Origin of the sequence: Bradyrhizobium iriomotense (assembly GCF_018129405.1) — a bacterium.
Lineage (GTDB): Bacteria > Pseudomonadota > Alphaproteobacteria > Rhizobiales > Xanthobacteraceae > Bradyrhizobium > Bradyrhizobium iriomotense_B.
The window spans coordinates 169,638-189,620 of the sequence record NZ_JAFCLP010000013.1 but is presented as its reverse complement, the minus strand read 5'-3'; the positions used below and the strand labels follow the sequence as shown (position 1 = coordinate 189,620).

General features: G+C 64.7%; 22 protein-coding genes. 15 read left to right on the top strand and 7 right to left on the bottom strand.

What is annotated here, in order from left to right:
• Position 1 precedes the first annotated feature (1 nt).
• A complete protein-coding gene (locus tag JQ592_RS25035; RefSeq protein ID WP_211405432.1) occupies positions 2-1,771 on the top strand; it encodes a branched-chain amino acid ABC transporter ATP-binding protein/permease in 1,770 nt (589 codons plus the stop codon).
• Positions 1,768-2,499, top strand: a complete 732-nt coding sequence (locus JQ592_RS25030) for an ABC transporter ATP-binding protein (RefSeq protein WP_211405431.1) — start codon at positions 1,768-1,770, stop codon at positions 2,497-2,499. Before JQ592_RS25035 ends, JQ592_RS25030 begins: the two co-directional genes overlap by 4 nt.
• A gap of 165 nt (positions 2,500-2,664) precedes the next feature.
• Here JQ592_RS25030 and JQ592_RS25025 read toward each other — a convergent pair whose 3' ends face one another.
• Positions 2,665-3,291, bottom strand: coding sequence for a pyridoxamine 5'-phosphate oxidase family protein (locus tag JQ592_RS25025; protein WP_211405430.1), 627 nt, complete (start codon positions 3,289-3,291; stop codon positions 2,665-2,667).
• Positions 3,292-3,413: 122 nt separating this feature from the next.
• Between JQ592_RS25025 and JQ592_RS25020 the strand changes: the two genes are divergently transcribed.
• Positions 3,414-4,298, top strand: coding sequence for a LysR family transcriptional regulator (locus JQ592_RS25020; protein ID WP_211405465.1), 885 nt, complete (start codon positions 3,414-3,416; stop codon positions 4,296-4,298).
• A gap of 85 nt (positions 4,299-4,383) precedes the next feature.
• Here the strand turns inward: JQ592_RS25020 and JQ592_RS25015 are convergent, their stop codons facing one another.
• Both JQ592_RS25015 and pobA read right to left on the bottom strand, forming a co-directional pair.
• Positions 4,384-4,803, bottom strand: coding sequence for a PaaI family thioesterase (locus tag JQ592_RS25015; protein ID WP_211405429.1), 420 nt, complete (start codon positions 4,801-4,803; stop codon positions 4,384-4,386).
• Positions 4,804-5,058: 255 nt separating this feature from the next.
• Entirely contained in the window at positions 5,059-6,228 is a 1,170-nt protein-coding gene (gene pobA / locus JQ592_RS25010; RefSeq protein ID WP_211405428.1) for a 4-hydroxybenzoate 3-monooxygenase, read from the bottom strand.
• 251 nt (positions 6,229-6,479) lie between these two features.
• On the opposite strand from pobA, the gene JQ592_RS25005 reads away from it, so the two are divergent.
• The 10 genes from JQ592_RS25005 to JQ592_RS24960 all read left to right on the top strand — a co-directional run bounded on the left by JQ592_RS25005 (position 6,480) and on the right by JQ592_RS24960 (position 16,495).
• Complete coding sequence (locus JQ592_RS25005; protein WP_211405427.1) at positions 6,480-7,496, top strand: TRAP transporter substrate-binding protein; 1,017 nt, start codon at positions 6,480-6,482, stop codon at positions 7,494-7,496.
• A gap of 287 nt (positions 7,497-7,783) precedes the next feature.
• On the top strand, positions 7,784-8,293 hold the full coding sequence (locus JQ592_RS25000) for a TRAP transporter small permease (protein WP_211405426.1): 510 nt from the start codon (positions 7,784-7,786) through the stop codon (positions 8,291-8,293).
• 2 nt (positions 8,294-8,295) lie between these two features.
• Positions 8,296-9,615 (top strand): TRAP transporter large permease, encoded by a 1,320-nt coding sequence (locus JQ592_RS24995; RefSeq protein ID WP_211405425.1) that lies wholly within the window; start codon positions 8,296-8,298, stop codon positions 9,613-9,615.
• Positions 9,616-9,821: 206 nt separating this feature from the next.
• On the top strand, positions 9,822-10,280 hold the full coding sequence (locus tag JQ592_RS24990) for a DUF3237 domain-containing protein (protein WP_211405424.1): 459 nt from the start codon (positions 9,822-9,824) through the stop codon (positions 10,278-10,280).
• An 88-nt stretch (positions 10,281-10,368) separates the two neighbouring features.
• Complete coding sequence (locus JQ592_RS24985; protein ID WP_349630489.1) at positions 10,369-11,040, top strand: DUF2270 domain-containing protein; 672 nt, start codon at positions 10,369-10,371, stop codon at positions 11,038-11,040.
• Between the two features lie 128 nt (positions 11,041-11,168).
• Complete coding sequence (locus JQ592_RS24980; protein WP_011090568.1) at positions 11,169-11,978, top strand: crotonase/enoyl-CoA hydratase family protein; 810 nt, start codon at positions 11,169-11,171, stop codon at positions 11,976-11,978.
• 10 nt (positions 11,979-11,988) lie between these two features.
• Entirely contained in the window at positions 11,989-13,872 is a 1,884-nt protein-coding gene (locus JQ592_RS24975) for a feruloyl-CoA synthase (protein ID WP_211405423.1), read from the top strand.
• Between the two features lie 25 nt (positions 13,873-13,897).
• Entirely contained in the window at positions 13,898-14,659 is a 762-nt protein-coding gene (locus JQ592_RS24970) for an SDR family NAD(P)-dependent oxidoreductase (RefSeq protein WP_211405422.1), read from the top strand.
• A gap of 182 nt (positions 14,660-14,841) precedes the next feature.
• A complete protein-coding gene (locus JQ592_RS24965; RefSeq protein ID WP_211405421.1) occupies positions 14,842-15,261 on the top strand; it encodes an acyl-CoA thioesterase in 420 nt (139 codons plus the stop codon).
• Positions 15,262-15,343: 82 nt separating this feature from the next.
• Positions 15,344-16,495, top strand: a complete 1,152-nt coding sequence (locus JQ592_RS24960; RefSeq protein ID WP_211405420.1) for an ABC transporter substrate-binding protein — start codon at positions 15,344-15,346, stop codon at positions 16,493-16,495.
• A gap of 74 nt (positions 16,496-16,569) precedes the next feature.
• Here JQ592_RS24960 and JQ592_RS24955 read toward each other — a convergent pair whose 3' ends face one another.
• Together JQ592_RS24955 and JQ592_RS24950 are read right to left on the bottom strand one after the other, a co-directional pair.
• On the bottom strand, positions 16,570-17,298 hold the full coding sequence (locus JQ592_RS24955) for a glutathione S-transferase family protein (RefSeq protein ID WP_211405419.1): 729 nt from the start codon (positions 17,296-17,298) through the stop codon (positions 16,570-16,572).
• Positions 17,299-17,333: 35 nt separating this feature from the next.
• Complete coding sequence (locus JQ592_RS24950; protein ID WP_211405418.1) at positions 17,334-17,609, bottom strand: hypothetical protein; 276 nt, start codon at positions 17,607-17,609, stop codon at positions 17,334-17,336.
• 111 nt (positions 17,610-17,720) lie between these two features.
• On the opposite strand from JQ592_RS24950, the gene JQ592_RS24945 reads away from it, so the two are divergent.
• Together JQ592_RS24945 and JQ592_RS24940 are read left to right on the top strand one after the other, a co-directional pair.
• Positions 17,721-18,419 (top strand): helix-turn-helix transcriptional regulator, encoded by a 699-nt coding sequence (locus tag JQ592_RS24945; protein WP_183249310.1) that lies wholly within the window; start codon positions 17,721-17,723, stop codon positions 18,417-18,419.
• A gap of 2 nt (positions 18,420-18,421) precedes the next feature.
• Positions 18,422-18,739 (top strand): YkgJ family cysteine cluster protein, encoded by a 318-nt coding sequence (locus JQ592_RS24940; protein ID WP_433996435.1) that lies wholly within the window; start codon positions 18,422-18,424, stop codon positions 18,737-18,739.
• On the opposite strand, the gene JQ592_RS24935 is transcribed toward JQ592_RS24940, so the two are convergent.
• Positions 18,736-19,134, bottom strand: coding sequence for a hypothetical protein (locus tag JQ592_RS24935; RefSeq protein WP_211405417.1), 399 nt, complete (start codon positions 19,132-19,134; stop codon positions 18,736-18,738). The two genes, JQ592_RS24940 and JQ592_RS24935, sit on opposite strands and share 4 nt — an antisense overlap.
• Before the next feature lie 380 nt (positions 19,135-19,514).
• The gene (locus JQ592_RS24930) at positions 19,515-19,862 is read right to left on the bottom strand and encodes a DUF3307 domain-containing protein (protein WP_211405462.1); all 348 of its coding nucleotides are present in this window, start codon (positions 19,860-19,862) and stop codon (positions 19,515-19,517) included.
• Positions 19,863-19,983 lie beyond the last annotated feature (121 nt).

Here is a 19,983-nt window from a genome sequence, read left to right as displayed (position 1 = left end):
CATGCAGAGCCGGCTTCCCATCCTCGTCTTCGCGCTTGTCATGGCGGCGATCCCGTTTGTCCCGGGCATGCCGCCGTTCTGGATCGTGCTGCTCGACAATATCGGCCTTGCGGCCCTGGTCGCGATGGGCCTCGTGCTGCTGACCGGCGTCGGCGGCCTCACCTCGTTCGGGCAGGCGGCCTTCGTCGGCTTCGGCGCCTACACGACTGCCGTGCTGTCGACGGCCTACGGCCTGTCGCCCTGGCTGACGTTGCCGCTGTCGCTATTGGTCAGCGGATCGCTGGCGGTGCTGCTCGGGCTGATCACGGTCCGCCTGTCGGGCCACTATCTGCCGCTCGGCACGCTCGCCTGGGGGTTAGGGCTGTTCTATCTCTTCAGCAAGCTGGAGTTCCTTGGGCGCAACGACGGCATCTCGGCGATCCCGCCGCTGTCGATCGGCGCGTTCAAGATGCTCTCGCCCGGCTCGATCTATTACGCGATCTGGGTCGCCGTGATCCTCTCCGCGTTGCTGACGATGAACCTCCTGGACTCCCGCACCGGCCGCGCCATCCGCGCGCTGCGCCGCGGACACGTCGCGGCCGAGGCTTTCGGTGTGCACACGCCGCGGGCAAAGCTATTGGTGTTCATCCATGCCGCGGTGCTCGCCGGCCTTTCGGGGTGGCTCTACGCGCATCTCCAGCGCGCGGTGAACCCGACGCCGTTCGGCGCGCAGGCCGGCATCGAATATCTCTTCATCGCGGTGGTCGGCGGCGCCGGCTATGTCTGGGGCGGCGTGCTGGGCGCGGCAATCGTCGTGGTGCTGAAGGAGGTGCTGCAGAGCTATCTGCCGCTGATCCTGCCCGGCTCCGGCCAGGTCGAGACCATCGTGTTCGGCATCATGCTGGTGGCGCTGCTGCAGCTCGCCCCCGGCGGCCTGTGGCCCTGGCTGATGTCGTTCCTGCCCGAGCGCACCAGCGGCAGAAAGCCGGACACCTCGTTGAAGCTGGAGCAACGCAGCCGCGCGCCCGCCGAGGCCGGCGTCCTGCTTCAGGTTGAAAAAGCGCGCAAGCAATTCGGCGGCGTGGTCGCGGTGAACAACGTCTCCTTCGACGTCCAGGCCCGCGAGATCGTCGCGCTGATCGGACCGAACGGCGCCGGCAAGAGCACCACCTTCAACCTGATCACCGGCGTGCTGTCGGCGACCTCGGGCTCGATCTCGGTGCTCGGCAAGAAGGTCGACAAGGCGCCGCCGCAGGAGATCGTCAAGCTCGGCATCAGCAGGACCTTCCAGCACGTCAAGCTGGTCCCCGACATGACCGTGCTGGAGAATGTCGCGATCGGCGCGCATCTGCGCGGCCATTCCGGCCCGATCGCCTCGATGCTGCGGCTCGATCGCGCTGACGAGGCGAAGCTGCTCGCGGAAGCCGCCCGCCAGATCGAGCGCGTCGGCCTCACCGAGCAGATGCACCAGCTCGCGGGCTCGCTCTCGCTCGGCCAGCAGCGCATCGTCGAGATCGCCCGCGCGCTGTGCGTCGATCCGATGCTGCTGCTGCTCGACGAGCCGGCGGCGGGCCTGCGTCACATGGAGAAGCAGCGCCTCGCTACGCTGCTCCGCGAGCTGCGCGACGGCGGAATGTCCGTCCTTCTGGTCGAGCACGACATGGGCTTTGTGATGAACCTCGCCGACCGCATCGTGGTGCTCGATTTCGGCACCAAGATCGCGGAAGGCACGCCCGCCACGATCAAGACCAATCCCGAAGTGATCAAGGCCTATCTCGGAGTGGCGGCATGAGCGCGCTGTTGTCCGTCACCGATGCCCATGTCGCCTATGGCAAGGTCGAGGCCGTGCGCTCGGTCTCGCTCGAGGTCGGCGCCAACCAGATCGTCACCATCGTCGGCGCCAACGGCGCCGGCAAGACCACGCTGCTCTCGGCCATCATGGGCATCTTGCCGCTGAAGGGCCGCGTCGCCTTTGCCGGCCAGGATCTCGCCCGGCTCGACATCGAGGATCGCGTCGCGATGGGCCTCGGCCTCGTGCCCGAGCACCGCGAATTGTTCGTGACCATGAATGTCGAGGACAATCTCGAGCTCGGGGCCTTCCGCATCGAGCGGAGCCGGGCGAAGTCCTCGATCGAGCGGGTCTATGCGCTGTTTCCGCGGCTCAAGGAGCGCCGCAAGCAGCTCGCCGGCACCTTGTCCGGCGGCGAGCAGCAGATGCTCGCAATGGGCCGCGCGCTGATGGGCGAGCCGAAGCTCTTGATGCTGGACGAGCCGAGCCTCGGCCTCGCCCCGATCATCGTCGCCGACATCTTCCGCATCATCACCGAGCTTCGCGCCAGCGGCGTCTCCGTGCTGCTGGTCGAGCAGAACGCACAAGCCGCGCTGAAGATCGCGGACCAGGCCTATGTGATGGAGCTCGGCGAGTTCGTACTGAGCGGCAAGGCCAGCGACATCGCGGCGAACGAGCGGGTTGCGGCGAGCTATCTCGGTTTCCAGCACGAAGGCGCGAGCGTGTTGTAGGTCCGGGGCGCCGCTACAAACTCGACTGTCATCGTCCGCGAAGGCGGACGATCCAGTATTCCAGAGACGGCCGCGTCTGAACCGGGCCGTCGCGGCGTACTGGATGCCCCGCCTTCGCGGGGCATGACAGCGGAGGATGCGGACATAGCGGAGGCGGCGGCCTCGTTACCTAGTCGCCGCCTTCTCCCCCTTCAGCGCCGCCACCTCCGCCTCCAGCTCCGCGATGCGCTGATCGCGCGCCGCCAGCGCTGCCGCGACATCCGGGGCGTCGAATTTCTGCGGAATGTGCTGCGGGCAGTTGGTGTCCCACGCCGCGATCTTGAACAGGATCACCTGCTCGGGCCGCGCGCGGTAGCCCTTCGGCATCAACGACGTCGTCAGCGCCTCGTCGTCCTCGACGATTCGCGCCTCGCCCCAGATCTTCACCCGGCGGCGATGGGCGTAGTCCATCACGAAGATGTAGGCCTTTGGGTTCTCCGAGAGATTGCCCTGGGTGATGAACTGCTGGTTGCCGGCATAGTCGGCGAAGGCGAGCGTCTGCTTGTCCAGCACCTTGAGAAATCCCTTGGGCCCGCCGCGGTGCTGGATGTAGGGCTGGCCGTCGGCCGAGGCGGTTGCGAAGTAGAAGCTGTTGGCGTCAGCCAGGAAGGCTTCGAGGTTGTCGTCGACCTCCGTGCGCCAGCCGCGCTGCTCGCTACGCGCATAGGCCTCGCGCGAGCCCTTGCGGGCCTGGATCGCCTTCACCGCCGGCGAGAAGGCCACGTCGCTGGCATAGGTGTGTCCTGCCGTCATCGGAACATCTCCTGAAATTCCGGCTCATTCCTGCGTCTTTCGCGGTTTAACATGGCTCCTTCAGCGTTTAAAACAATTGACCGTCTTGACACTTCATCATTGCGATATATGCAATAATGTCCATGGACCGCCTGGAAGCCATGCACGTCTTCGTCACCGTCGCCGATCTGCGCGGCTTTGCGCCGGCAGCGCGCAAGCTCAAGCTGTCGCCCTCGGCGGTGACGCGGCTGATCGCGGCGCTGGAGGAGCATCTCGGCGCGCGGCTGCTGCAGCGGACCACGCGGCAAGTGACGCTGACCGACGTCGGCACGCGCTATCTGGAGCGCGCGCGGCGCATCCTCGCCGATGTCGAGGAGGCCGACGGCTCCGCGCGCGAGGAGCGCAACCGGCCGAGCGGACGGCTGGTGGTGTCGGCGCCGGTCGGCTTCGGCCGGCTGCATGTCGGGCCGGTGATGACCGCTTATCTCAAGCGCTATCCCGAAGTCGCCGCCGAGCTCAGGCTGTCGGACAACTTCGTCAATCTCGTGGAAGATGCCGTCGACGCCGCGGTGCGGATCGGCCACCTCGCCGATTCCTCGCTGGTGGCGCGCCAGGTCGGCGAGATGCGACGGATCGTGGTGGCCGCGCCCGTCTATTTGAAGCGCCACGGCGAGCCGAAGACGCCGGAAGCGCTCGCCGCGCACCAGACCATCCAGTTCGGCCCATCGGCCAGCTGGCACTTCGTGCAGGACGGCCGTGACATCGAGGTGACACCGACCCCGCGCTTCACCAGCAACAGCGCCGATGCCGCCCTGCAATATGCCGAGGCCGGCGGCGGCGTGACGCGGGTGCTGGCCTATCAGGCCGCCGAGGGGCTGAAGCGCGGACGCCTGAAGATCGTGCTGGCGAAATACGAGCAGCCGGCGCTGCCGATCCACATCGTCTACCCGACCTCGCGCCTGCTTTCGGCCAAGGTGCGCGCGTTCATCGATCTCGTGGTGGAGACGGCGGAGTGGAGGTTCGGGTGATCACTGTCATTCCGGGGCTCGCGAAGCGAGAACCCGGAATCTCGAGGTTCCGGGTTCGGCGCTTCGCACCGCCCCGGAACGACAACTAACCCTTCTTCGGCACCACGCGAAACGTCCCGCTCGCCCGCGCGATCACGACGTCGTCGGCCTTCACCAGGGCTTGCGCGAAGCAGATCGTCTTGCCGGTCTTGATCACATCGCTCTCGATCGAACACCACTGGCCGATCTCCGCAGAGCCGGCGAAATCGACCGAGAGCGAGACCGTCACGAACGACGTGGTCCAGCCCGTCGCCTGCGCGCAGCTATAGCCCATGGCATTGTCGGCGAGCGCGGTGATGAGGCCGCCATGGATCAGGCCGCGGCCGTTGGTATGTGGCTTCGCCAGCCGCAGGCCGATGATGACGGCCTTGTCGGTCTTCTTCGCATAGAGCGGCTCCCAGGGCTCGGTGAGAGGGCTCTTGCGAAAGAGCGGCTCGAAGCCGTCGGGGATGTCGGTGGAGGTCATGGCTGTCTCGCGTGTATGTGGCTGAGGCCATTGAACGCGATGTGGATGACGGTTTCACCGCCTACAAAGTTTTAAACGGGGTTTGCGCGGGTGTTTGAAATGGGCTGCGCTGTCGCCTCACCACAGCTGTCATCACCCGCGAAGGCGGGGCATCCAGTACGCCGCAGCGGCTCGGTTCTAGCCGCACTGTCTCGGAGTACTGGATGCCCCGCCTTCGCGGGGCATGACAGTCTTGATCAAAACGGCGGTGCCGCTCTAGAACGGCAACCCCACGTAATTCTCCGACAGCGACGTCATCGCGGCCTGGGACTGCGTGACGTAGTCGAGCTCAGCGAGCTGGATGCGGGCGCCGATGGTGCCGGTGTCGGGGAATTTGTGCAGCATCGAGGTCATCCACCAGGAGAAGCGGACCGCTTTCCAGACGCGGGCCAGCGCCGTGGCGGAATAGGCATCGATGCCGGCGCTGGATTTCTCGTCGTAGAACTCGCGCAAGGCGCTCGACAGATAATGCGCGTCGCTGGCGGCGAGATTCAGCCCCTTGGCGCCGGTCGGCGGCACGATATGGGCGGCGTCGCCGCACAGGAACATCTTGCCGAAGCGCATCGGCTCGGCGACGAAGCTGCGCAAGGGGGCGATGCTCTTCTCGATCGAGGGACCCGTGACGAGGCTGTCGGCGGCCTCCTGGTCGAGCCGCCGTTTCAGTTCGTCCCAGAAGCGATCATCCGGCCATTGGTCGACATGGTCGTCGAGCGAGCACTGCACGTAGTAGCGGCTGCGCTTCGTCGAGCGCATGGTGCAGAGCGCAAAGCCTCTCGCGTGGTTGGAATAGATCAGCTCGTGGCTGACCGGCGGCGTCTCGGAGAGGATACCGAGCCAGCCGAACGGATAGACCCGCTCGAACTCCTCGATCGCCGAGGCCGGCACGCTGGCGCGGCTGACGCCGTGAAAGCCGTCGCAGCCGGCGATGAAATCACAATCGAGCGTGTGGGTGACGCCGTCTTTGACATAGGTAACGCGCGGGTGACTGCCGTCGAAATCATGCGGCTGCACGTCCTTGGCTTCGTAAACCGAGGTAAGGCCTGTGGCCTTGCGTGCATTCATCAGGTCGAGCGTGACCTCGGTCTGGCCGTAGATCATGACCGTCTTGCCGGTCGCAGCCTTCATGTCGATGCGGTGCCGGCTGCCGGAAAAAGCGAGCTCGATGCCTTCATGCACCAGGCCTTCGGCGTGCGCCCGCGTGCCGGCGCCGACCTGGTCCAGCAGCGCGACGGTTCCCTCCTCCAGCAGACCGGCGCGGATGCGGCCGAGCACGTAGTCCGGGCTCTGCCGCTCCAGGATGAAATTGTCGATGCCGTATCGATGCAGCAGTTGCCCAAGCAACAATCCAGCCGGCCCGGCCCCGATGATTGCGACTTTTGTCCGCAATACTGCTCCTCCCGATTCTGTAGGGTGCGGCGCGGACGCGCTTGTCGCGCCGATCCGCAGACGATAATTATATCATATAATTGTTGGGCAAAAGGGAGAGCGCGTCGCGCTGATCGCGACAAATCCATGCAACATGGCTGACGTAGACGAAGCGTCAGTTCCGGCTTGAACGCGCCGGCCAATTAGATAACATGTTAATTAAAGAGGCCGGGCCAACGAAGCCCGCCGTCAAAAAGAGGGAGAGACGCGTGATGAGAAAAGCCTGTCTGGCTTTGCTGCTGGCAGCAAGCGTGAGCCCTGCGTTCGCGCAGGACAAGACAATTGACCTGAAGGTCTCACACTGGGTGCCGGCCTCGCATCCGCTGCAGAAATCCCTGGAAGACTGGGTGGCCGCGGTGAACAAGGATTCCGGCGGCACCATCACGGGCAAAGTGTTTCCGGCCCAGCAGCTCGGCAAGGCATTCGACCATTACGACATGGCCCGCGACGGCATCGCCGACGTCACCTATGTCAATCCCGGCTACCAGCCCGGCCGCTTCCCGATCATCGGCGCCGGCGAATTGCCGTTCCTGATCTCGGACGCCAAGGGCGGATCGATGGGGCTTGATGCCTGGTACCGCAAATATGCCGAAAAGGAGATGAAGGACGTCAAATACTGCCTCGCCTTCGTCCACTCGCCCTCCTCCTTCCACTCCAAGACCAAGAAGATCGTGACGCCGGAGGACGTGAAGGGCCTGAAGATCCGCCCCGCCCACGCCACCATGGCGAATTTCGTCACCTCGCTCGGCGGCACCAATGTGCAGTCGTCGGCACCGGAAGTGCGCGACATCATCGAGCGCGGCGTCGCCGACGGCGTCACCTTCCCCTGGGGCTCCCTCGTGCTGTTCGGCATCGACAAGGTGACGAAGTACGACATGGAGGCGCCGCTCTACACCACGACCTTCGTGTTCGTGATCAACAAGGACAAGTACAATTCGATGTCCGACAAGCAGAAGGCCGCGATCGACAAGAATTGCACGATCGAGATGGCGGGCGCGGTCGGCGAGCACTGGGGCAAGTTCGAGGATGCCGGCATCGACAAGATCAAGGCGGAATCCGGCCACGAGGTCTACAAGCTGAACCCCGAGCAGGTCGCCGCCTGGAAGAAGGCGGCCGAGCCGCTGGTGAAGACCTGGGGTGACGGCGCCAAGAAGACCGGTGCCGATCCCGACGCGGCGCTGGCGGATCTGAAGGCCTCGCTGAAGAAGTACAACGCGCTGGCCGAATAGCCGCGCGTCGAACGGAACACGGCGGCGAGGGGCATCTCGTCGCCGTTGTCCTGGAAGCGGGTTGAAGGTGAGGAGCGCACGCTGCTTCGTCCCCCTCTCCCCGCCTGCGGGGAGAGGGTTGGGGTGAGGGGGAGTCTCCGCGGGGACGGTGACGGTTGGACTCGCGGAGAGTCCCCCTCACCCGGAATCCGCGCGTTCCGCGCGCATTCCGGCCTCTCCCCGCAAGCGGGGAGAGGCGAAGAGCGCGCTGGGTCGAGAGCGAGAATGACATCACACAGGACACCCCCATGAAGCGCGCCTGGATGGATCGCTTTATCGACACGATCGAATGGATCGCGGCCGGCTTTGTCGGCATCGTCGCGCTCGACATCTTCCTGTCGGTGCTCTTGCGCAACACGCTGAACTATTCGATCCCTGACTCGTTCGACATCGGCCGCATGCTGCTCGGCATCCTGATCTTCTGGGGCATCGCGGCGACCTCCTATCGTGGCACCCACATCACGGTCGACCTCGTCTGGGGCAATGTCAGCTCGCGCTATCAGCGCTGGATCGACGTGTTCGCGACATTGGTGCTGCTGTTCGTCGTCACCGTGCAGACCTGGACGCTGTTCGACAAGGTGCGCGGCACCTACAACGACAACGTCCAGACCTTCGACATGCACATGCCGACCTGGCCGTTCTTCGCTATCGCCTGGATCGGCGACGTCTCCGCCGTGCTGCTGATCGCGATCCGCACCTACCGGCTGATCTTCCATCCCGAAGAGATGCACGACCCCAAAATCAAGGCGACGGAGTAATCATGAGCACCGATGCCGTCGCCGTTATCGGCTTCGTTTCCCTGTTCGTCCTGATGCTGCTGCGCGTGCCCGTCGGCATGGCCATGGGCCTCGTCGGCGTCTCCGGTTTCTCCTATCTGGTCGGTGCGACACCGGCGCTGAAGCTGGTCGGCCAGACCTCGATGCGCACGGTCACCGACTACACCTTCGGCGTCATCCCGATGTTCCTGCTGATGGGCTCCTTCGTCAGCAATTCCGGCATGAGCCGCGAGCTGTTCCGCGCCGCCAACGGCTTCGTCGGGCATTTGCGCGGCGGGCTCGGCATCGCCACCGTCGGCGCCTGCGGCGGCTTTGCCGCGATCTGCGGCTCGTCGGTGGCGACCGCCGCGACGTTCTCCGCCGTCGCTTACCCGGAGATGCGCCGCTTCGGCTATCCGCAGTCCTTCGCCACCGGCGTGATCGCGGCGGGCGGCACGCTGGGCGCGATGCTGCCGCCCTCCACCGTGCTCGCGGTCTACGGCATCATCACCGAGCAGGACATCGGAAAACTCTTCATCGCCGGCATCATCCCGGGCCTTTTGGCGATGACCATGTACATGATCACGATCTTCCTGATCGGATATTTCCGGCCCGACTTCCTGCCCAAGGGCAAGGTGCTGCCATGGCGCGAGCGCTTTGCGGGCCTGAAGGAGATCTGGGCGCCGGTGCTGCTGTTCGTGTTCGTGATCGGCGGCCTCTATGGTCTGCCCTTCCTGCCGCGCTTCACGCCGACGGAGGCCGGCGGCGTCGGCGCCACCGGCGCCTTCATCATCGGCATGGTCACCGGACGGCTCGACCGCGAGAAGGTGCTGGCCTCGCTGCTGCAGGCGACGCGCACCGCGGCCGCCGTGTTCACCGTGCTGATCGGCGCGCTGATCTTCGGCTATTTCCTCACGGTGACGCAGACGCCGCAGAAGGTGACGGAATTCCTCACCGGCCTCGGCCTCGGACCCTACGGCGTGCTGGCGCTGATCATGGTGATGTATCTCGTGCTCGGCTGCCTGATGGACGCCATGGCGATGATCATCCTGACCGTGCCGATCATCTTCCCCGTGATCACGCATCTCGGTTTCGACCCGATCTGGTTCGGCGTCATCATCGTGATGACCGTCGAGCTCGGCCTGATCCACCCACCGGTCGGCATGAACGTCTTCGTCATCAAGAGCGTGGTGAAGGACGTGTCGTTCTCCACGATCTTCAAGGGCGTGATCCCGTTCGTGGCGACGGACCTGGTGCGACTGGTGATCCTGATCGCGTTCCCGCTGCTGGCGACATGGCTGCCGACGCGGATGATGGCGCATTAGCGTAGATGGAGCGGCGAGCTCTCGTCCCCTCTCCCCTTGTGGGAGAGGGTGGCTCGCCGCGAAGCGGCGAGACGGGTGAGGGGTCTCTCTCCACACGCGCATCTGCGTTCGCGGAGACAACCCCTCATCCGGCGCTTCGCCCCACCTTCTCCCACAAGGGGAGAAGGAAGGGCACTGCGCTTGGCGCCATTGATTGGAGATAAGCGATGACACCCACCCTCGAAACCAAATACGTCTTCACCATCACCGCGCGCATCGGCGATGTCATCACCGCCGGTGAGACCGGGATCGGCGTCCGCCGCATCATTCCGATCATCGGCGGCGAAGTGACAGGCGAGGTCACCGGCAAGGTGCTGCCGTTCGGCGCCGACTTCCAGACCATCCGCCCCAACGAGCTGATCGATCTCGAAGCCAAGTACGCCTTCGAGACCGACGACGGCGCCACCGTTTACGTGGAGAACAAGGGCATCCGCTTCGGGCCGGTGGAACTGCTGCGGAGACTGAAGCGCGGCGAGCCGGTCGACCCGCAACTGATCTATTGCCGTACCGTGCCGAAATTCGAAACGGGGCACGAAAAGTATCGCTGGCTGATGCAGCACATCTTTGTCGGCTCCGCCGCACGCTACGCGGATCGCGTGGTGATCGACGTGCATCAGGTGGAGTGAGGAATCGGTCTTTGCCCCGGGGCGGACCTGGTTCAGAATGCGATCTGCGCCAAGTTGTGCAGACCACGGGAGTCCCACCATGTCACTTATGGCTTCCAGCGAACCAGCCCCCCGACAAACCTTCGACTCCGCCGAAATGGGCGCCATCGCTCATCTCTACCGCGGCGAGGTCTATCGATCGACGATCTGGCGAACGCGGCTCGACAACACGACCAATTGGGCGATCGTCACGATGGGCATCGCACTGTCGACGACCTTTTCGAGCCCGGAAGCTTCGCCTCTGCCACTCGTACTCGTCGGACTGCTCCTTGCCGTGTTCCTTGGTATGGAGGCGCGGCGTTATCGCTATTTCAATGTCTGGCGTGCCCGGGCTCGTTGGCTGGAGAGGAATTTCTATGCGCCAATCTTCACCGGTGAAACGCACGATGATGGCTGGAAGGCTGTTCTCGCGCGCGACTACACTGCGCCCCGCCATCACATTTCGTTTGTCCGCGCGGCCGGACGGCGGTTGCGTCGCAACTACGTCTGGATCCTCGCCATCCAGGCGACCGCCTATTGCGGCAAGATTGCGATCCATCCGGCGCCTGCGTTGACCTTGACGGAACTTATTAATCGCGCGGCCGTCGGGCCGATTCCCGGCTGGGTCGTTCTGATCATGGGCTTTGCCTACAATTTCGGGTGGCTGGCGTTCGCGCTCGGCACGATGTGGCTCGACCAACGCGAGCACGGGACCAAGGGCGACCAGGTGGCGATGGGCTGATGACACGGAGCGGTTACCCGTTCCTGCGGGAGCCGAGACTCGCGTAGCGGCCCCGCCGCCGGGGAGGCCCCCCACCTTGACTCCTCCAAAATTCGTTATACAACATAACTATTCTGACAAGGACGCAAATGACACAGGGAAACGCCGAGACCGCTGACGCGGGCGCCTCCGGGCTTTTGAGGATCGAGCGGGCGGACCGGGTTCTGACCGTGGGTCTGAACCGGCCGGCCAAGCGCAATGCGCTCAATGACGGCATCATCCTGGAAATCGGCGAGTGTTTTGCCTCCCTGCCCGAGGACATCGGCGCGGTCGTCATCCACGGCATCGGCGACCATTTCTCCAGTGGTCTCGACCTGTCCGAGCTGACCGAGCACGACGCGACCGGCGGGCTCCTTCATTCCCAGATGTGGCACCGGGTGTTCGACCGCATCCAGTACAGCCGCGTGCCTGTCATCGCGGCGCTCAGGGGCGCCGTGATCGGCGGCGGGCTGGAGCTTGCCTGCGCCGCGCATATCCGCGTCGCCGAGCCCTCGACCTATTTCGCGCTGCCGGAGGGGCAGCGCGGCATCTTCGTCGGCGGCGGAGGCTCGGTGCGGCTGCCGCGGCTGATCGGCGTTGCCAGGATGATGGACATGATGCTGACGGGACGCGTCTATAGCGCGACCGAAGGCGCCTCCTACGGCTTTGCGCAATATCTGACGGAGGCCGGCAACGGGCTCGGCAAGGCGCTGGAGCTTGCGACCAAGATCGCCTCCAACGCGCCGCTGACGAATTTCGCCGTGCTCCAGGCGCTGCCGATGATCGCGGAAGCCAATCCGCAGACCGGCCTGCTGATGGAATCGCTGATGGCCACCGTCGCGCAGAGCGACAAGGAGGCCAAGCGTAGGATCCGCGAATTCCTCGAGCACAAGACCGCCAAGGTGAAGCCCAAGTCATGAGCGTAAAGTCATGAGCGCGCAGCCGTCCTCTTCCAGCATGGAGCGCGGCGCGAGCAATTCTCCGCTGCGGCCCATTTCGTTCGGCGATCCCGTCGTCAACATCGAGCGGCGCGACGACGGCACGATCTATCTGCGGCCCAAGCAGCCGCTCGGCGACTATCCGGTCCGCATCACCGACCGCCTGCATCATTGGGCGACGACGACGCCGGACCGCGTCTTCATGGCCGAGCGCGAAGGCGGCCGCGGCTGGCGCAAGATCACCTATGCCGAGCTGCTCGCCGCGAGCCGGCACATCGCTTCAAGCCTGATTGCGCGCGGTCTGTCGGCCGAGCGGCCGGTCGTGATCCTCTCCGGCAATTCGATCGACCATGCGCTGCTGGCCTTCGGCGCGTTCTATGCCGGCGTTCCGTTCTGCCCGGTGTCGCCGGCCTATTCGCTGGTGTCGAAGGACTACGGCAAGCTGTCCTATCTGATGAAGCTGCTGACGCCGGGTCTCGTCTTCGCAGAGGACGCCGACAAGTTCGCCGACGCGCTTGCCGCCAATGTCTCGCTCGGCACCGAGATCGCGGCATCCTGGGGCACCGTACCGGGCCGCGACGTCACCCTGCTCGCCGATCTCATGGCGACGCCGATCCGCGGCGATCTCGACGCGGTGCACGGCAAGATCGGCCCTGATACGATCGCAAAATTCCTGCTGACCTCGGGCTCGACCGGCAATCCCAAGGCCGTCATCAACACCCAGCGCATGATCTGCGCCAACCAGGTGATGCTGCGCGAGACGCTCGCCTTCCTCAAGGACGAGCCGCCCGTCATCATCGACTGGCTGCCCTGGAACCACACTTTTGGCGGCAACCACAATATCGGGCTGACGCTCTACAATGGCGGCTCGATGTATCTGGATGCCGGCAAGCCGGTGCCTGGAGGCATCGAGGAGACCGTGCGCAATCTCCAGGAGATTTCGCCGACCGTCTATTTCAACGTGCCCAAGGGCTATGAATCGCTGCTGCCCTATTTGCGCGACGACCAGGGCCTGCGCGCAAAGTTCTTCGACCGGCTGCATGCGATGTTCTTCTCCGGCGCGGCGCTGTCGCCGTTCGTCTGGAACAGCCTCGACGAGCTCGCGGTGAAGGAAAAGGGCTATCGCGTGCCGATGCTGACCGGCCTTGGTGCCACCGAGACCGCGCCGTTCTTCATGTCGGTCAATCCGCGCACCAGCCGCTCCGGCCATGTCGGCCTGCCGGTTTCAGGGAACGACGCCAAGCTGGTGCCGAACAACGGCAAGCTGGAGGTCCGTGCCAAGGGACCGAACGTCATGCCCGGCTACTGGCGCCAACCCGACATCACCGCAAAATCCTTCGACGAGGAAGGATTTTACAAGATGGGCGATGCGCTCAAGCCCGCCGATCCCGATGATTTCAACGCCGGCTTCGATTTCGACGGCCGCGTCAGCGAGGACTTCAAGCTCGCCAGCGGCACCTGGGTCAGCGTCGGCCCCCTGCGCGCGCGCCTCACCGCGGCCTGCGCGCCTCTGGTGCGCGACGTCGTCATCGCCGGCATCAACCGCGACGAGGTCTCCGCGCTGGTCGTGCTCGACCTCGACGGTTGCCGCCTGATCAATCCGACGCTGCCGGCGGACGATCTCGTCGTCGCCACGCGCGACCGGCTGGTGCGCGAGGCATTTCGCGAGCGCCTGACGCGCTTCCTCAGCCAAGCCACGGGATCCTCGACCCGGATCACCCGCGCGATCCTGATGGACACGCCGCTCTCGATCGACAAGGGCGAGGTCACCGACAAGGGCTCGATCAACCAGCGCGCGGTGCTGGAGCATCGTACCGCCTTGATCGACGAGCTCTACGCTGCCAATCCGTCGGACCGTGTGATATCGGTCGGGTAAGAAACCACCGCCAAAGGAGAACGCCATGTTGTTGAAGGATCAGGCAGCCATCGTCACCGGCGGCGCATCAGGACTGGGCGCTGCGACCGCGCGAAAGCTGGCGGCGCAGGGCGCCAAGGTCGCGGTGTGCGACCTCAATGCCAAGCTCGCTGAAACCGTTGCCGCCGAAATCAAGGGCGTCGCCGTGACCTGCGACGTCTCCGACGCCGCGTCCGCTGAAGCCGCGATCGCGCAGGCCAACAAGGCCCATGGCCCGGCGCGCGTGCTGGTCAATTGCGCCGGCATCGGCGTTGCCAAGCGCGTCGTCGGCCGCGACGGCCCGATGGCGCTCGCCGATTTCGACAAGGTGATCAAGGTCAATCTGATCGGCACCTTCAACATGCTGCGCCTCGCCGCGACCGAGATGTCGAAGCTCGAGCCGCAGGCGACCGGCGAGCGCGGCGTCATCATCAACACCGCCTCCGTCGCCGCCTATGACGGCCAGATCGGCCAATCCGCCTATTCGGCCTCCAAGGGCGGCATCGTCGGCATGACGCTGCCGATCGCGCGCGAGCTGGCGCAGTTCGGCATCCGCGTGCTCACCATCGCGCCCGGCCTGTTCCTGACACCGCTACTCGCGAACCTGCCGCAGGAAGCCCAGGACTCGCTCGCCGCCGCCATCCCGTTCCCGCGCCGGCTCGGCCAGGCCGACGAGTTCGCCGCGCTCGCGCTGCACATGGTGGAAAACGCCTACCTGAACGGCGAAGTGGTGCGCCTCGACGGCTCGCTGCGCATGGCGCCGAAATAAGTGATGATTCGTATCGCAGCAGCGATCTCGACCTTACCTCTCCCTTTGGGAGAGGTCGGCGCGAAGCGCCGGGTGAGGGGCCCTGCCCTCTCGAGGGACCGCAGTCCCTCACCCGAATTGCTGCGCAATTCGACCTCTCCCTCCGGGAGAGGTGTGGCTCAGCGCTAATGGATAAATAACGCATGTTCGTGAACCGGCGCGAGGTCCAGATCCAGTGGGGTGACTGCGACCCCGCCAACATCGTCTATTACCCGCGCTATTTCGCGATGTTCGACGATTCGACCTCGACCCTGTTCGAGGTCGCCGGCTTCTCCAAGCAGGACCTGGTCCGCAAATACGGCCTGGTGGGAATTCCCATGGTCGATACGCGGGCCAAGTTCTACATCCCCTCGACCTATGGCGACTGGATCACCATCGAGACGAAAATCGAGAGCATCAAGCGCTCGAGCTTCGAGGTGAAGCACAACGTCTACAAGGGCGAGGCGCTGGCGATCGAGGGGTTCGAGACCCGCGTCCTGGTCGGCCGCGATCCTGACAACCCCGACAAGCTCAAATCAGCACCGTTTCCTGGGGAAATGGTCGCCAAATTCACGGGAAGCTAAATCGCCGCATCACCAAAAGAGGGGGCTGAATTACCCCCCGATTTCTGCTTTCAAGGAAACACGTCAAGGGAGGAATAAATAGATGAAACGCTTTTACCTGACCGCCGCCATTGCCGCGGCGACGCTCGCCCTGCCAGCGCTGCCCGCGCTGGCCCAGACCAGCGAAATCACCATCGGCATCACCACCACCACCACGGGCCCGGGCGCGGCCCTCGGCATTCCCGAGCGCAACGCGCTGGAATTCGTGCCGAAGGAGATCGGCGGCGTGCCGCTGAAGGTGATCGTGCTCGACGACGGCGGCGATCCCACCACGGCGACCACCAACGCCCGCCGCTTCGTGACGGAATCCAAGGCCGACATCATCATGGGCTCGGCGCTGACGCCGCCGACCATCGCGGTGTCCAACGTCGCCAACGAAGCCGGCATCCCGCACTTTGGTCTGGCGCCCTTCCCGATCACGCCGGAGCGCATGAAGTGGTCGGTGGCGATGCCGCAGCCGATCCCGATCGTCGGCAAGGTGCTGTACGATCACATGAAGTCGAAGGGCATCAAGACCCTCGGTTATATCGGCTATTCCGACTCCTACGGCGACCTCTGGTTCAACGACCTGAAAGCGCAGGCCGTGCCGATGGGCATGACCATCGTCGACGAGGAGCGCTTCGCCCGCCCGGACACCTCGGTGACCGGCCAGGTGCTGAAGCTCGTCGCCGCCAATCCCGACGCGATCCTGGTCGGCGCCTCCGGCACCGCAGCCGCGCTGCCGCAGACCGAGCTGCGCGAGCGCGGCTATCAGGGCCTGATCTACCAGACCCATGGTGCCGCCAGCATGGACTTCATCCGCATCGCCGGCAAAGCGGCCGAGGGCGTGCTGATGGCCTCCGGTCCCGTCATGGACCCCGAAGACCAGCCGGACGAGGCCGCCACCAAGAAGCCGGGCCTCGCGCTCAACACGGCCTATGAAGCCAAATACGGCCCGAACAGCCGCAGCCAGTTCGCCGGCCATTCCTACGATGCGTTCGAGATCCTGAAGCGCATCATCCCGACCGCGCTGAAAACCGCAAAACCCGGTACGCCGGAATTCCGCGAAGCGATCCGCCAGGCGCTGCTGTCGGAGAAGGAACTGGCGGCGAGCCAGGGCGTCTACAACTTCACCGAAAAGGATCGTTACGGCCTCGACGAGCGCTCGCGCATCCTGCTCACCGTGAAGAACGGCAAGTACACGCTGGTGAAGTAGGCGCAGCGACAGTTTTGAGACGACGAGAGCCGGCCCGATGGGCCGGCTCTTTTTCATTCGATCCGCGTGAGCGCTCAAGCAGCCTGCCGCAGCGGGGTCCAGGCGAACTCTGGATAGTAATTGTCCATCATGCGGTCGACATACGCCGTGAGGTTCGGAAACCCTTCCGCCCGCTGCCGTAGTCCTGATTCGAAGAACGGCGTCAGTATCCCCGCGAGCGCGCCGAAGGCTGTGGCGTCGACGCCGCAGGGCTTGTTGCCCATCAGATAGGCCTTGTCGCCGAGCTGCACCGACAGCGCGAACAGCGAGCGCACGGCGAGATCAACGTCGTCATCGGGAGCGTGGCGGCCGAGACCGGAGAGCAGATAGTTCTCGGCGACGCGGAATTGCGCGTCCTCGCGCAGCTTCTCGCGGTTGTGCTCCGGTGCGCCGTCGAAGAAATGCGCAGGCCCCTTGGCAAAATTGACCGGATCGACCCAGCGCGCGCCAACCAGCGCCCAATAGACATGATGCTCGATCATCCGCTCGAACGCCCAGGCCTGTGCACGTTCAGCCAAGGAGAGGCCGGCGTCGAAATCGAAGCCGTAGCGGCGCTCGATATGGGCGCGGATGAAGGTGGAATCAGCCACCGCCTCGCCGCCATCGTCGATGAACGGCAATTGCCCCTTTGGGGAGGCGGGCGGCATCGCGCGCTCCTTCCGGTAGGGCAGTCCCGCCATCTTGAGCTGCACCTCGGTCTTGGTGACGAAGGGGCTGATTTCCGGCAGGCCGAAGCCGGTGCCAAAGCCGTAAAGCGTGATCATGAAAGCTCTCCTGAACCTGCCAAGTTTGATGGAACCTAGTGCCGGGCTGCTGCCACCATGGTGGCAGCAGCCGTGATATCTTCTGCGAAACGGGCCCCCTGCCAGGCGCGGCTCATGACGTGGCGGACCAGTGCGTCCGCGGCCTGGGTCAGCGAGCGTGTCACCACGCTTGCGAGTGCAAATCGGAGATCAACGGCCATGAGATCGAGCGAAACGAGGCGGCCAAACGCCCAAGCCTGCAATATTTGGGCTTGCCAGAGCTGCGCCCGCCACAGCGGACCGGCCAGGCCGAGATGGATTGGAGTGATCATGGACAAATCCTCTTCAGTCGATGTGTTGTCCCGGTATAGAACCCCCCTGCTGCCAACATCCTGTCAGCAGCCGCGCGCCGATTTCTGATCCGTCCCGAGAAGAGAATTGTCATGAGACGCGCCGACCGGCTGTTTCAGATCATCCAGGTGCTCCGGCGCACGCGTAAGCCGCTGACGGCGGACGCGATCGCGGCCGAGCTCGAGACCTCGAAGCGCACGATCTACCGCGATATCGCGACGCTGATCGGCCAGCGCGTGCCGATCCGCGGTGAGGCCGGCATGGGCTACATCCTGGAAAAGGGTTTTGACCTGCCGCCTTTGATGCTGACACCCGACGAGATCGAGGCCGCGGTGCTCGGCGCGCAATGGGTTGCGGGCCATGCCGACTCTGCGCTGGCGCGCGCGGCCGAAGACCTGATGGCCAAGATCGCCGACACCGTGCCGGAGCGCCTGCGCCCCTTCGTGCTGGAACCGGCGAGCCGCGCGCGACCGAGCTGGAACAGGGAGCCTGATCGCCTCGACATGGTGCGCACGCGCACCCAGATCCACGAGGGCAAGAAGATCATGCTGCGCTATCGCGACGAGCAGGGCCGCGCCAGCGAACGCATGATCTGGCCGATCTCGGTCGGCTATCTCGAAGCCGTGCGCCTGCTCGCGGCCTGGTGCGAGCTGCGCAGCGATTTCCGCAGCTTCCGCACCGACCGCGTCGTAGACGCGACTTATCTCGATGAAAGATATCCGGAGCGGCGCGACGTGCTGCGCGCGAGATGGCGGCAGAGCCTGGTCTGGGGCCCGCCGAAGGACACGTGACGATGATGCAAGAGATCGACCTGTCGAGCTGCTGCCAGAGTTGCGGCGCCTGCTGCGGCTATTCGCAGAACTGGCCGCGCTTCTCGATCGAGAGCGACGAGGAGCTTGCCGCGATTCCGGAAGCGCTGGTCAACGCGCGGCAATCCGGCATGCGCTGCGAGGGCGATCGCTGCGCGGCGTTGCAGGGAGAGATCGGAAAGATGACAGCCTGCGGCATCTACGAGATGCGGCCGGAGGTGTGCCGCACCTGCATGCCCGGCGACGCCGAATGCGCGATGGCGCGGCGGAAGTTCAAGCTTCCGGCGATCGAACCGATTTAGGCGGGAACGGCTTCGCTGATCTCGTCGTCGATTTCGTCATCGAGCGGTGCGAGCACCGACAGCGGCTTGGTCGACAGCGTGATCGGCTTGCGGCCACCCGACAGCGACGGCGACGATTTGGCCGATCTCTCACGCGACAGCGCGTAGAGCGTCGAGCCGACACGGCCGCCGTTTTCGATCAGGTCGCGCTCGCTGCAGCTTGCTGCGATCGCGACCGCCAGCGAGTGCAGATGGCTGCGGCGATAGCAGAACAGCGCCAGGCGGGCGCGTGCGTCAGGGGAAACACTCTCAACCAGCCTCGGCAGGCCGCTCTCGCTGGCGCGATACATCTCGCCAAGGAGCTCGTCGCGAACCGGGCAGAAATCGCTTTCAAAGGCGTCGCGGCTTGAAAACATTGCAGTTCTCCCTCGTGTGCGGAAGATGCAGCGCAATTCTCTAATGAAAGGTTAACCACGCTGGGCGGTAGTCACCCGGGGTTCCCTCGCGCCATGGCCGCGAATCAGAGGGACCCGTCAGGCAGCTTCCCTGCGGCCATCCTTCGAGACGCCCGCCTTCGGCGGGCCCTCAGGATGAGGTCTTGGTTCGCGGCGAAATGCCAAATCCTCATGGTGAGGAGCGCCGCCTTACGGCGCGTCTCGAACCATGAAGGCCAAGCAGCTATTCCAGAGCGCCCTCTGCCTCGTCCGTCATTCCGGGGCGGTCCGCAGGACCGAACCCGGAATCTCGAGATTCCGGGTTCTCGCTTCGCGAGCCCCGGAATGACGGATGTGAGCAGTTAGTTCGCCGCCATGAAGATGGAAAGGCCGAAACCGGTCAGGTGGTGCAGCGCCTGGTCGACGCCGATCAGGGTCCAGAACCAGGGATGCGAAAGGTCGACCCCGAAATTGGCGGAGACGAATCCCTTGGCGCGGTCGATCGTGATGTGGATCAGGAAGTCGATGAAAGCCACGAACCAGAATTTCGGCGCGACGATCACGATCAGCGGCAGCGCGACCGCAAGGTGAACCAGGCAATGCACCAGCAGCGGCAGGGCCCAGCCGTGCTTCTGGTCCTTGCCATGCGCCATCCAGGCAGTCTGGAGGACGAAATCGGCGATGATGTGCTTGAAGGTGAGCAGCAGCATCCAGCCAATGAGCGCTTCGACCGGAACCGCCGAGGACATGGAAGGAAACGACAAAGCTGACGCCCTCATTGACGTGACAAGAAAGATTGGAGCGTTCAGCGCAACTTCTTCTTGGACCGGT

Bases quoted from the DNA above. Each gene is read 5' to 3' on its own strand.
- JQ592_RS24940 (WP_433996435.1), top strand. From the start codon at position 18,422: ATGATGCAAGAGATCGACCTGTCGAGCTGCTGCCAGAGTTGCGGCGCC.
- JQ592_RS24970 (WP_211405422.1), top strand. From the start codon at position 13,898: ATGTTGTTGAAGGATCAGGCAGCCATCGTCACCGGCGGCGCATCAGGA.
- JQ592_RS24945 (WP_183249310.1), top strand. From the start codon at position 17,721: ATGAGACGCGCCGACCGGCTGTTTCAGATCATCCAGGTGCTCCGGCGC.
- JQ592_RS25030 (WP_211405431.1), top strand. From the start codon at position 1,768: ATGAGCGCGCTGTTGTCCGTCACCGATGCCCATGTCGCCTATGGCAAG.
- JQ592_RS24965 (WP_211405421.1), top strand. From the start codon at position 14,842: ATGTTCGTGAACCGGCGCGAGGTCCAGATCCAGTGGGGTGACTGCGAC.
- JQ592_RS24980 (WP_011090568.1), top strand. From the start codon at position 11,169: ATGACACAGGGAAACGCCGAGACCGCTGACGCGGGCGCCTCCGGGCTT.
- JQ592_RS25025 (WP_211405430.1), bottom strand. From the start codon at position 3,291: ATGACGGCAGGACACACCTATGCCAGCGACGTGGCCTTCTCGCCGGCG.
- JQ592_RS25015 (WP_211405429.1), bottom strand. From the start codon at position 4,803: ATGACCTCCACCGACATCCCCGACGGCTTCGAGCCGCTCTTTCGCAAG.
- JQ592_RS24930 (WP_211405462.1), bottom strand. From the start codon at position 19,862: ATGCTGCTGCTCACCTTCAAGCACATCATCGCCGATTTCGTCCTCCAG.
- JQ592_RS24950 (WP_211405418.1), bottom strand. From the start codon at position 17,609: ATGATCACTCCAATCCATCTCGGCCTGGCCGGTCCGCTGTGGCGGGCG.
- JQ592_RS24990 (WP_211405424.1), top strand. From the start codon at position 9,822: ATGACACCCACCCTCGAAACCAAATACGTCTTCACCATCACCGCGCGC.
- JQ592_RS24955 (WP_211405419.1), bottom strand. From the start codon at position 17,298: ATGATCACGCTTTACGGCTTTGGCACCGGCTTCGGCCTGCCGGAAATC.
- JQ592_RS24985 (WP_349630489.1), top strand. From the start codon at position 10,369: ATGGCTTCCAGCGAACCAGCCCCCCGACAAACCTTCGACTCCGCCGAA.
- JQ592_RS25020 (WP_211405465.1), top strand. From the start codon at position 3,414: ATGGACCGCCTGGAAGCCATGCACGTCTTCGTCACCGTCGCCGATCTG.
- JQ592_RS24995 (WP_211405425.1), top strand. From the start codon at position 8,296: ATGAGCACCGATGCCGTCGCCGTTATCGGCTTCGTTTCCCTGTTCGTC.
- JQ592_RS25035 (WP_211405432.1), top strand. From the start codon at position 2: ATGCAGAGCCGGCTTCCCATCCTCGTCTTCGCGCTTGTCATGGCGGCG.
- JQ592_RS24960 (WP_211405420.1), top strand. From the start codon at position 15,344: ATGAAACGCTTTTACCTGACCGCCGCCATTGCCGCGGCGACGCTCGCC.
- JQ592_RS24935 (WP_211405417.1), bottom strand. From the start codon at position 19,134: ATGTTTTCAAGCCGCGACGCCTTTGAAAGCGATTTCTGCCCGGTTCGC.
- JQ592_RS24975 (WP_211405423.1), top strand. From the start codon at position 11,989: ATGAGCGCGCAGCCGTCCTCTTCCAGCATGGAGCGCGGCGCGAGCAAT.
- JQ592_RS25000 (WP_211405426.1), top strand. From the start codon at position 7,784: ATGAAGCGCGCCTGGATGGATCGCTTTATCGACACGATCGAATGGATC.
- JQ592_RS25005 (WP_211405427.1), top strand. From the start codon at position 6,480: ATGAGAAAAGCCTGTCTGGCTTTGCTGCTGGCAGCAAGCGTGAGCCCT.